The sequence below is a fragment of the Eubacterium sp. genome (genome assembly GCF_057858645.1).
The window spans coordinates 46,162-56,164 of sequence record NZ_DBLZZO010000007.1 but is presented as its reverse complement, the minus strand read 5'-3'; the positions used below and the strand labels follow the sequence as shown (position 1 = coordinate 56,164).

General features: G+C 32.2%; 11 protein-coding genes. 10 read left to right on the top strand and 1 reads right to left on the bottom strand.

Going from position 1 to position 10,003, the window contains the following annotated elements:
• Window positions 1–13: 13 nt before the first annotated feature.
• From ACZM4J_RS03860 to ACZM4J_RS03830, 7 genes are all read left to right on the top strand, one after another.
• Entirely contained in the window at window positions 14–1,378 is a 1,365-nt protein-coding gene (locus tag ACZM4J_RS03860) for an ABC transporter substrate-binding protein (RefSeq protein WP_428244545.1), read from the top strand.
• Between the two features lie 162 nt (window positions 1,379–1,540).
• Window positions 1,541–2,257 carry a class B sortase gene (gene srtB, locus ACZM4J_RS03855; protein ID WP_428244546.1) on the top strand — a complete coding sequence of 239 codons (717 nt, stop codon included), beginning with the start codon at window positions 1,541–1,543 and terminating at the stop codon, window positions 2,255–2,257.
• A 148-nt stretch (window positions 2,258–2,405) separates the two neighbouring features.
• Window positions 2,406–2,936 (top strand): LytTR family transcriptional regulator DNA-binding domain-containing protein, encoded by a 531-nt coding sequence (locus ACZM4J_RS03850; protein WP_428244547.1) that lies wholly within the window; start codon window positions 2,406–2,408, stop codon window positions 2,934–2,936.
• Between the two features lie 178 nt (window positions 2,937–3,114).
• Window positions 3,115–3,534 (top strand): hypothetical protein, encoded by a 420-nt coding sequence (locus ACZM4J_RS03845; RefSeq protein WP_022165068.1) that lies wholly within the window; start codon window positions 3,115–3,117, stop codon window positions 3,532–3,534.
• Between the two features lie 8 nt (window positions 3,535–3,542).
• Entirely contained in the window at window positions 3,543–4,580 is a 1,038-nt protein-coding gene (locus ACZM4J_RS03840) for an ABC transporter permease (RefSeq protein WP_412622286.1), read from the top strand.
• 2 nt (window positions 4,581–4,582) lie between these two features.
• Window positions 4,583–5,737, top strand: a complete 1,155-nt coding sequence (locus ACZM4J_RS03835) for a hypothetical protein (protein WP_022165069.1) — start codon at window positions 4,583–4,585, stop codon at window positions 5,735–5,737.
• Window positions 5,738–5,740: 3 nt separating this feature from the next.
• Complete coding sequence (locus tag ACZM4J_RS03830) at window positions 5,741–6,409, top strand: ABC transporter ATP-binding protein (protein ID WP_022165070.1); 669 nt, start codon at window positions 5,741–5,743, stop codon at window positions 6,407–6,409.
• Window positions 6,410–6,518: 109 nt separating this feature from the next.
• Here ACZM4J_RS03830 and ACZM4J_RS03825 read toward each other — a convergent pair whose 3' ends face one another.
• Window positions 6,519–6,977 (bottom strand): CYTH domain-containing protein, encoded by a 459-nt coding sequence (locus ACZM4J_RS03825; RefSeq protein ID WP_022165071.1) that lies wholly within the window; start codon window positions 6,975–6,977, stop codon window positions 6,519–6,521.
• A 369-nt stretch (window positions 6,978–7,346) separates the two neighbouring features.
• Between ACZM4J_RS03825 and ACZM4J_RS03820 the strand changes: the two genes are divergently transcribed.
• The 3 genes from ACZM4J_RS03820 to clpP all read left to right on the top strand — a co-directional run bounded on the left by ACZM4J_RS03820 (window position 7,347) and on the right by clpP (window position 9,951).
• A complete protein-coding gene (locus tag ACZM4J_RS03820) occupies window positions 7,347–7,892 on the top strand; it encodes a DJ-1 family glyoxalase III (protein WP_022165072.1) in 546 nt (181 codons plus the stop codon).
• A gap of 161 nt (window positions 7,893–8,053) precedes the next feature.
• Window positions 8,054–9,334: a trigger factor gene (tig, locus tag ACZM4J_RS03815; RefSeq protein ID WP_022165073.1), complete on the top strand. Its 1,281-nt coding sequence runs from the start codon at window positions 8,054–8,056 to the stop codon at window positions 9,332–9,334.
• A 35-nt stretch (window positions 9,335–9,369) separates the two neighbouring features.
• The gene (clpP, locus tag ACZM4J_RS03810; RefSeq protein WP_022165074.1) at window positions 9,370–9,951 is read left to right on the top strand and encodes an ATP-dependent Clp endopeptidase proteolytic subunit ClpP; all 582 of its coding nucleotides are present in this window, start codon (window positions 9,370–9,372) and stop codon (window positions 9,949–9,951) included.
• Window positions 9,952–10,003 lie beyond the last annotated feature (52 nt).

The window sequence follows — 10,003 nt, the reverse complement described above, 5'->3', positions numbered from 1 at the left end:
GAAAAATTTTAAAATGGATAAAAAAAACAAAATTATAGCCCTGATAGTTGTATTTTTAATTGCTGTTGTAATAGGGTTAATCATAGCGTTTTTTGCTGGAAAAGGGCAGAGATCACACGTTGTATTCAAAGGTGATTCATCTAAGGTTAATTTAAAACAGGATAGAGAAGATACATATTCCATTGGGGTTTCAACTTCCATAGCTGACAATCATCCATACAGTCATGATGATGAGGCAGCAGCAGTTCTAAAAAAACTTGTTTACGAACCATTAATAAATATTGACGGTAATTACAAAATTACTTACTGCAATGCAAAATCTATTACCTTCAACAAAGAAGGCAGGGAAGCCGTAGTGAAATTAAATACTGATAAAACTTACAGTGACGGCGAAAAAGTAAAAGCTTCTAATGTGGCACAGTCATACAGGTGGTTTAGATCACAGGACAATTCTTACAAAGATTTGCTTACAAGAATTTCAAGTGTGAAAGTTACAGATGATGAAACATTAGTATTTACTTTTAACACTGTTGACAGCAGAAATATTACAATATTTAATATTCCTATTATTTATCAGTCACTAAAGGAAAAGGATTATCCGTTAGGTACAGGAAAGTATGTTATTGATTCGGTTAAGGCGTACGATAATATTACATTAAAGCCTGGTAAAAATGGTAATTGTTCATACAAAACAGTCACAATAAAAACTGCTGATTTTAGCGACAAAACAAGGCTCATTAAATCACAGGATTATGACATGTTCTTATTTAATAAAGATGAGCATGGAGATGCAATCAAAAAGAACAAAGCCTATGATATTTACGAGTATGGCAAAGAAACAGGTTGGTTCTTAAAGCTTAACATTAAGAATAAGGACACAAAAAACGCCATTGGAAAATTAGTAGAAGGTGAAGAATTTTTCAAGAAAACAAGTGCAGAGGGGATTTATTCAGACGGAATGACAAATGCCTACGTTAAACCAAATTACTATTCATATCTGGATAGCGGAAACTTTGACAAAACAAAGAGTTTAACAATTGGTCATGACTACTCAGCAATAGCCAAAAACATTTACAAGGCTTTGGCTAAAAAGTTGAAAGAAGAAGGGGTTAAAACCACTGAAAAAGATTACGGAACAGAAGAAGTTCCAAAAGGTTTTAACGATGACATAACTGTTGCCTATGGTGCATATCAGGATATGATGGGCGACACCGATGCTCAGAAATTTTTCAAGGAAAATAATGGTATGGACGCTGAAGATTTCTATGATTGTTTCGAAAAGTTTTTTGCAACTGAAAACAACATAGTGCCAATAAGCAAAGACACTACATGGGTTGCATTCCTTGCAGGAAGAGACAACAAAGAAATTACAGAATAATATTAGGGATTGTTATATGAATGATGTATGACAATCCCTATACTTTCTATAGGGAAGGTATATGAATTGCATGTACACCATTAAAAATATACTGTGTGCAGGTGTGAAAATATGTAATCAATCCTCTCCTAAAATTGGTTACAAATTAAAAGGAGAAATGTAATGAAAAAGAAAAAAAGCAGAGGCATTAAATGGATTATAATTTTAATATTGTTATTAATTATTGTAGTAGCGGGAATTATAATTGGTCGTGAAATTTTCAGTCATAAAGTGGCACAACAGCGATTCAAAGAACTGTCAAAAGAAATCTCTAATGACAGTAAATCAGGAAGAGATTTAGATGCTTTATTTAAGAAAAATAAGGAGTGCATTGGCTGGGTATGCATAAAGAAAACAGCCATAGATTACCCTGTAATGCACACACCTAATGATCCTAAGAAATATTTGTATAAAAATTTTAACGGACAGTATAGTAGTTCAGGAACTCCTTTTTTAGATGCACGTTGTACAATAAATAGCAGTAACTGCATATTGTATGGACATAATATGCGTAATGGACAGCTGTTTGCTTCCCTAAAACAGTATGTAGATAAATCATATTATAAAAAACATCCGGAGGTAGAATTCCAAACAAAAAACGGAGATAATTTTTATAAGATTTTTGCTGTTGTTGCTTTAAAACAGGATGATGAATGGTACAACTTCATTGATGCACCAAATAGCAAAAATTTCAAGAAAAATATTACAGGAATTATGGAAAAAGTACTTTATACAACAGGAGTAAAACCTAAGTTTGGTCAGCAGTTATTAACATTGTCTACATGCTACGGTTCGGATGAAGATGGCAGATTAATTGTAGTAGCAGTGAAGAAAAAATAGTTATTAAATGGCAAGGAATGTTCTAAAGGACATTCCTTGTTGTTCTATAAATGAGAGAGGTTTTGTAGTCCTAATGTTTACACAATTTGTAAATTGTGATAGAATTATGGAAGTCTTGAAAAATGAAACAAAATTAAAGGGGGAACATATGATAAACATAGCAATATACAATCATGATGAAGATTATGTAAGACAAATCAAGAATACATTTCTAAAGTCAAATCTAAATAAAAATATAGTATTTCACAAATATAATTCAAAAGAAGATTTAATAAAAGCAATAAAGAGAGAACAAGCCCCATATATAGTTTGTTCAAAATTAGGTTTTGCAAATGAATATATATTATGTCATAGTGGACAGGATAGTTATAAAATAGCCCCTAAAGAGATTATGTATATAGCGATTGCAAAAAGAGGAGTTGATGTTTTTATAAACGAAAAGTTACAACAGAGGTTAAATATAAAAAAGGTGCATTGTAATAGGAGAATTTGTGAATTATATAAAATTTTGGAACATTATAATTTTGCTTACGCACATAATAGTTATATAGTAAATATGGAATATATACGGGGTAGAAAAAGACAGGAAATTCAATTATTGGATGGAAAAATACTTTCTGTATCGCGTTCGAAAACAAAAGAATTGAAGGAAAAGATGGAAAGTTATTACAGAAATTAAAAATAGGAAGCAATATTGAATATGAAAAAAGTGGACTTTAAATATACAAAAAATGACCATGAGGTTTTATTTATTGATAAAGAATGATATAGTAACTTCGATGTGTGAATTATAGTGCGCGTACTAATATGGTAAATTCATATATTTGAAAAAATAAAAAGTAAGGAGAGTAATTTGTATGAAACATATTAATTATAGCAAAAAAATAGGAACATTTATAGTAAGCTTAGCGTTGACAACAATGTTAGCAACATCAATTTGGGCAGCTGGATATAGTATTAAGGGAAACTTATCCGTAAATGTACATATAGTACCTATATTAAAAGATAATGCAACAGCTTATACAAGTGTATCAAGACCATCAAAAAAATACAATGATTGTGAGTCTAAAACAACTGTTAAAATTTATAATTCTGATGGCGATTGTAAAAAAGACTCGTATAATTTGAAAGGGGGAGCAGTATGGGATTTGCCGCTTAATGCCGGGGCGAAAGCTAGCATTAGAGCAGCGAAAAAAGCTGTAGGAACTCATAAGGCAAAAACATATAACACAAACAATAAGTGGGTATCAACAAAAAATACAATTTGGAAGAAGTAGGAAATAAAGTGAAAAAAGTATATTTAGCTATTAATAACATAAGGTTGATGTTAAAAAATAAAAGTATAATGATGTTAATAATATTTACAAGTATAACTTTATCGGTTTTAGGAATATTATTTTATTCAGGATATTTTTTATACGATTATTACCAATCGCAGACTGAAAACCAGGTGGAAATTTATTTACAGAAATCAACACAGAGTTCGGATATTATTAGAGTGATTGAGGAGTTGTCTTTAAAAGAAAAGGATATATCAGATATGTGTGTGTCAAATGGTAAGTTATCAGAAGGTAAGCTTATAGGTGAATACAATAAAACATGGAAAGAGCATATGCTGGTAGGACAATGTTATAGTATTGATGACAATAGACCATATTTATTAATGGCTGAATATCAAGTTGATAATATTGAAGGATACGAAAAACCAGTAGGTAAAAACATTAAAGTAGGTGGAAAAAAAATAAGAATTGGTGGGATAATTCCATATTCCCAATATGATAATTACATTTTGCCTGTTTATTATTATATTAACAATTATCCTACTGACTATATTATGATAAAGTATAATAATAGAAAAAACTCCTCAAAAATAGAAAAGACACTTGCGCAAAATACCATAGTAAAAAAATATAATATGAAAAGAAGTACACCATTTTTATCAGAAGATTTCATGGGAGCTTTTGTTCAAATTTTATTGATTTTTGCAGCGGTTATAATAAATGTATTATGTATGACTTATGCATGGTTAAGTACATTTAATAGAAAGTTCAAAATCTATGCAATATGTGGAGCGACAAAAAAAGACATAATCCATATTGCGTTAACTCAAACGGTAATTCTTATGTTCAGTGGAGTTTTAGTGGGAAATATATTGTTTGCCATTTTAAAGATGATAATAAGGAAATATGAGATAGTATATCAACAAAATTATTTGCCATACATAATTATATCAGGGGTGGTAATCATTCTTTTGGTAGGCTTTTCATATATTCTGGCAAAAAAGGCAACTAAGTCGGAGATTATATATAATATAGTGGAGTGATTATGAATACATTAAGAATTGCATACAGATTAACAAAAAAAAGAAAATGGTCATTATTTTTATTAACTGTGGAAATAATAATATGCTCTATAGTTATATTATCCACTTTAGGAAAAATCTTTTATTACTTTGAGACAAAAGATTTGGCATATTCTTTTGATGGAAAAAACATATATTATTTTTCACCATATACATACTATGATGACTTTTCCGCTGAAGAGCTACTTAGTCAAAAAGGTTTTAAAAATGTAGAAGTTTGTGAAATGCATGAATTGAAGATAGAATCAAAAAGTGATAGCGCTATAGCAGTGATAGGATATGATGACATCATTATGAAGAAGTTAAAATTAAATATTATAGAAGGGCAAAATATATCGTCATATACAGGTGATAATATTCCGGTAATTGCTATGGGAAATCGATTTAGAGTTGGAGATACAATAGTATTGTCGGACAAACAAATTTGTGAAGTTGTAGGAAAAATCTCAGAGGATAGTAGTGTAGTTAGATTTAATGCGTCAGCGTCTTCAGGAAAATCCTCAATAGAAGAAATATTAGCGACGGTAAGAGGGTGTGATTTAATTATGCCGTATGGGCCAAATTGTAGCTATTATAACAATTCAGAAATTGTAAAAATGGATTTACCGCAGGATTCCCAAATGATATATTGCAATGGTAAGAAATATCAAAGTGCTATAAAAATGTTAAGTGATTATGGTGCTATTACATCTGTAGAACAAATGCAGGAAAACTATAACAAAAGTAACAGAGAATTTCTTTTTACAAATGGAATTGTAGGAATAGTATTTTTGTTTCTTACAATGACAGGGATAGGTGGAATAAATTATATTCAAAGCAAAAATAATGATAAGTTTTATACTATTTTATTTATGTTGGGAATGAACAAGAATAAACGAATGTTAATTGAAACACTTAATACATTTTCAGTAATCGGAATTTCTGCTATTACAATGCTTATATTTGGTGGAAAAATTGCGGCAATAACATCACCTAAAGGAGTAGGTAGGATAGAAAACTGGATGTATATAGTGGTTGTTATAAACTTGTGCTTTATTTATGCAGTTTCATCTTTTGACTTTATAAAAAAATCAGGTAAAAGTAACATTATAGAATTATATAAGAAAAATAAGGAATAGAAAATGGGATTAGAACTTTCAAATATATACAAAGAATATGAAATAAATAGAGACAACGAAATTCAATCAGTGTTAAATGGTGTCAATTTAACTATTGCTGATGGCGAAATGATAGCAATAATGGGTAAATCAGGAGCAGGCAAATCCACCCTTTTACATATAATAGGCTTGTTGGATGTATGCGACCGGGGAAACTACAAGTTAGATGGTGAAGACATATCTGATTTTACTAATAAACAAAGGGCTAAAATTAGAAATGAAAAAATTGGATTTGTATTACAGGATTTTGGATTGGTTGAGGACGAAACTGTTATGGAAAATGTATCTCTTCCGTTAATGTTAAGTAGAACTTCTATGAAAAAAATAAGAGAAGTAGCCTTAGAAAAAATGAAAAAAGTAGGAGTGGAACATTTGTCAAACAAAAAGGTATCTGTTTTATCAGGAGGCGAAAAACAGAGGGTAGCAATAGCAAGGGCATTGGTATGTGACCCTGAATATATAATGGCAGATGAGCCTACAGGGGCTTTGGACTCGGTAAATGCTGAAAAAATCATGTCAATACTATCGTCTCTGAATAAAGAAGGAAAAACGGTGATTATTGTTACACATGATGAGACCGTTGCAAAAAAATGCGGTAGAATAATAACAATAAAAGATGGAAAGATAGAATAGCTAAATATTAAAACAGAATAATAAATAGCACCAGTTTGATGAAAAATAAAAAAGATTAGTGGTATCAGTAAATTAATCTTATTTATTTTTGGCTGGTGCTGTTTTTTAATTATCCCTTAATCTGTGATAAATAGCTGTTGTGATATATTTTACTATATGTTACATCTTCTCCAAACCAATCCGGTTTCTGAAAAGCATCAGCCTGTTCAACACTTGAAAATTCAACTTCAACTAAAAGCATTCCTGCAAATTTTCCTTTGAAAACATCTAACTCGGCGGTAAGTTTTCCGTCGTTAATTGGAATAAGATAGCGTACTTTTGAGATAATGTTGCCATCTGCTTTTTCTAACAAATGCTCATAACTTTTTTTATTCAGTGGAAGATTATATTCTTCTCTAGCCATCATGCCACTACCTTTGTAAGTAAGAACATAGTCATCGTCCTGTTTTCTAATCCTAACAACAGGAGCAGTGTTAAGATATGCCTGTTCAATTACATGATGTTCGTAACTGTCCAAATCTTTTGGTAAATCTGTAGGTATAAATTTTTTTTCTATTTCCATTCCCATATTATAATGAAACCACCTTTCTTAGTAACTCTAAAATTTTCACAATTTTATACACTGCTGTGAAAACATACAACATTACGAAAGCACGCTTCCGCTGCGTCCGCCTCGTAGCGGTTCTATCAAGCCGACTACGCTGCCTTGATGAACCGACGGGCTACCAGCACTTTCTTAAATGTTGTATGTTTCCCACAGCAGATATAATAAATTTATTACGAAAATATTTAATTAATAATTTTTTTACAATATTTTTTAGTATAACAAATATTATACCCTTATGATATAATTAAATTCGGTTATTTACTATTATACTTATGTTAATTATAGGTTAAATGATTATATTTGACACATTAAATAAACAGGAGGTTTTAAATGAAAACAGTATATGCATTTTTAGCAGACGGATTAGAGGAAGTTGAATGTTTGATGGTTGTGGATTTACTTAGAAGAGCTAAGTTGAATGTAGTTACAGTATCCATCAAGGAAGAATTAATGGTTGAAAGTTCTCATAAGGTTAAATTCTTTGCAGACAAGACAATAGATGAAATCGACTTTGAACAGGGCGATTGTATTTTCTTGCCGGGAGGAATGCCGGGAACAACAAATTTAAGTGAGTGTGGGACATTAAAGGACCATATCATTAAGTATAATGAACAGGGTAAGTGGTTAGCAGCAATTTGCGCGGCACCAAGTATTTTTAGCAGTCTTGGCATTTTGAAGGACAAGAGGGCAACTTCATTTCCAAGTTTTGCAGACAAGATGGAATGTAAGGAATATGGCGGTGGTGTTGTAAGAGACGGCAATATTATTACAGGAAAAGGTCTTGGAGTTGCATTAGAGCTTGGACTTGAATTAATATCATGTCTTATTGATGAGGAAACAAGTGGCAAAATAGCTGACCAGATTCAGTATAATTAGTAGAATACTGTTGAAAATATGTGTTTTAAAAGGTAGTGACAAGAAAAGGAAAGTATGATATAATCATACACTGCGTCAATAGGTTACTAGGCTATGACGAGTAAAATTCAATGAATTAAATGGGATACTCATACCCGTTTTGATAACAAGGAGGAAAAATAATGAGTTTACAGGTAGAAAAGTTAGAAAATAACACAGCAAAGCTTACTATTGAAGTACCGGCAGAAGAATTTGATAAGGCCATTCAGACAGCATATCAGAAGAACAAGAATAAATTTAACGTACCAGGATTTAGAAAAGGTAAAGTACCTTACGCTATGGTAGAAAAAATGTACGGTGCAGGCGTTTTCTATGAAGAAGCTGCAAACGAATTAATTCCAGATGCTTATGCAAATGCAGCAGCAGAAAGTGAATTAGAAATCGTTGCTCGTCCGGAAATCAATGTAACACAGATTGAAAAAGGAAAGCCATTTGTTTTCGAAGCTGAAGTAACACTTAAGCCTGAAATCAAACTTGGAAAGTACAAGGGAGTTAAGGTTGAAGCTATGGACACAACAGTTACAGATGAAGATGTAGCTGCTGAACTTGATAAGGTTAAGGAACAGAACGCAAGACTTGTAGCTGCTGACGATAAGGCAGTTGAAGACGGAGATCAGACAACAATCGATTTCGAAGGTTTTGTTGATGGAGTAGCATTTGAAGGTGGAAAGGGTGAAGATTATCCGCTTACAATTGGTTCACATTCATTTATTGATACTTTTGAAGAACAGCTTATTGGAAAGAAAGTTGGCGAAGAAGTAGAAGTAAACGTTACATTCCCAGAACAGTATCAGGCTAAGGAACTTGCAGGAAAGCCAGCAATGTTCAAAGTAACAATTAAGGAAATTAAAGTTAAGGAATATCCTGAATTAGATGATGATTTCGCACAGGATGTTTCAGAATTTGATACATTAGATGAATACAAGGCAGACATTAAGAAGAATCTTGAAGAAAAGAAAGCACAAGAAGCTGAAGCTGATAAGGAAAGCAAGGTAATTGAAGCAATCGTTAATGATTCAGAAATGGATATTCCTGAAAAGATGATTGAAGCTCAGAGCCAGCAGATGGTTGAAGAATTTGCACAGAACATTGCTATGCAGGGAATTTCTTTTGACCAATACATGCAGTTTACAGGTACAACTGTAGATCAGCTTACAGAACAGGTTAAGCCACAGGCTGAAGCAAGAGTACAGTCAAGCTTAGTTCTTGAAGCTATTGTTAAGGCTGAAAAGATTGAAGCATCAGATGAAGAATTTGATGAAGAAATCAAGAGAATGGCTGAAAGATATCAGATGGAAGCTGATAAGGTTAATGAATTATTATCAGATGATGATAAGAAGAACATCAGAGCTGACATCTGTGCAAGAAAGGCTGCTAAGTTAGTAGTAGAAAAAGCTAAATAAGATATTTGTTAGCATTTATTAAGGAGGTATAGATTATGGCATTAGTACCTTATGTCATTGAACAGAATTCACGTGGTGAACGTTCATATGATATTTACTCAAGATTATTAAAGGACAGAATTATTTTCTTAGGAGAAGAGATAAATGATGCAACAGCAAGTGTTGTTGTAGCACAGCTTCTATTTTTAGAATCAGAAGATCCTGGAAAAGACATTCATATGTATATCAATAGCCCGGGCGGTTCTGTTACAGCCGGTATGGCTATTTATGACACAATGAATTATGTAAAGTGTGATGTTTCAACTACTTGTATCGGTATGGCGGCAAGTATGGGAGCATTCCTCTTATCAAGTGGTGCTAAAGGAAAGAGATATGCCCTTCCAAATGCAGAAATTATGATTCATCAGCCACTTGGCGGTGCACAAGGACAGGCTACAGAAATTCAAATAGCTGCAGAGCACATTTTAAAGACTAAAAAGAAATTGAACGACATTTTGGCAGCAAATTCAGGTCAACCCGTTGAAGTTGTTGAAAAGGATACTGACAGAGACAACTGGATGAGTGCAGATGAAGCTAAAGAATATGGTTTAGTAGATCAGGTAATTAAACAGAGATAGAATGAATAAGGCACCGCAATTACTGTGGTGCCTTATGTTCAAATTTAGATTA

Coding starts and splice junctions, on each gene's coding strand:
- ACZM4J_RS03850 (WP_428244547.1), top strand. CDS start 2,406: ATGATAAACATAGCAATATACAATCATGATGAAGATTATGTAAGACAA.
- ACZM4J_RS03860 (WP_428244545.1), top strand. CDS start 14: ATGGATAAAAAAAACAAAATTATAGCCCTGATAGTTGTATTTTTAATT.
- ACZM4J_RS03835 (WP_022165069.1), top strand. CDS start 4,583: ATGAATACATTAAGAATTGCATACAGATTAACAAAAAAAAGAAAATGG.
- ACZM4J_RS03820 (WP_022165072.1), top strand. CDS start 7,347: ATGAAAACAGTATATGCATTTTTAGCAGACGGATTAGAGGAAGTTGAA.
- srtB (WP_428244546.1), top strand. CDS start 1,541: ATGAAAAAGAAAAAAAGCAGAGGCATTAAATGGATTATAATTTTAATA.
- ACZM4J_RS03845 (WP_022165068.1), top strand. CDS start 3,115: ATGAAACATATTAATTATAGCAAAAAAATAGGAACATTTATAGTAAGC.
- ACZM4J_RS03830 (WP_022165070.1), top strand. CDS start 5,741: ATGGGATTAGAACTTTCAAATATATACAAAGAATATGAAATAAATAGA.
- tig (WP_022165073.1), top strand. CDS start 8,054: ATGAGTTTACAGGTAGAAAAGTTAGAAAATAACACAGCAAAGCTTACT.
- clpP (WP_022165074.1), top strand. CDS start 9,370: ATGGCATTAGTACCTTATGTCATTGAACAGAATTCACGTGGTGAACGT.
- ACZM4J_RS03825 (WP_022165071.1), bottom strand. CDS start 6,977: ATGGGAATGGAAATAGAAAAAAAATTTATACCTACAGATTTACCAAAA.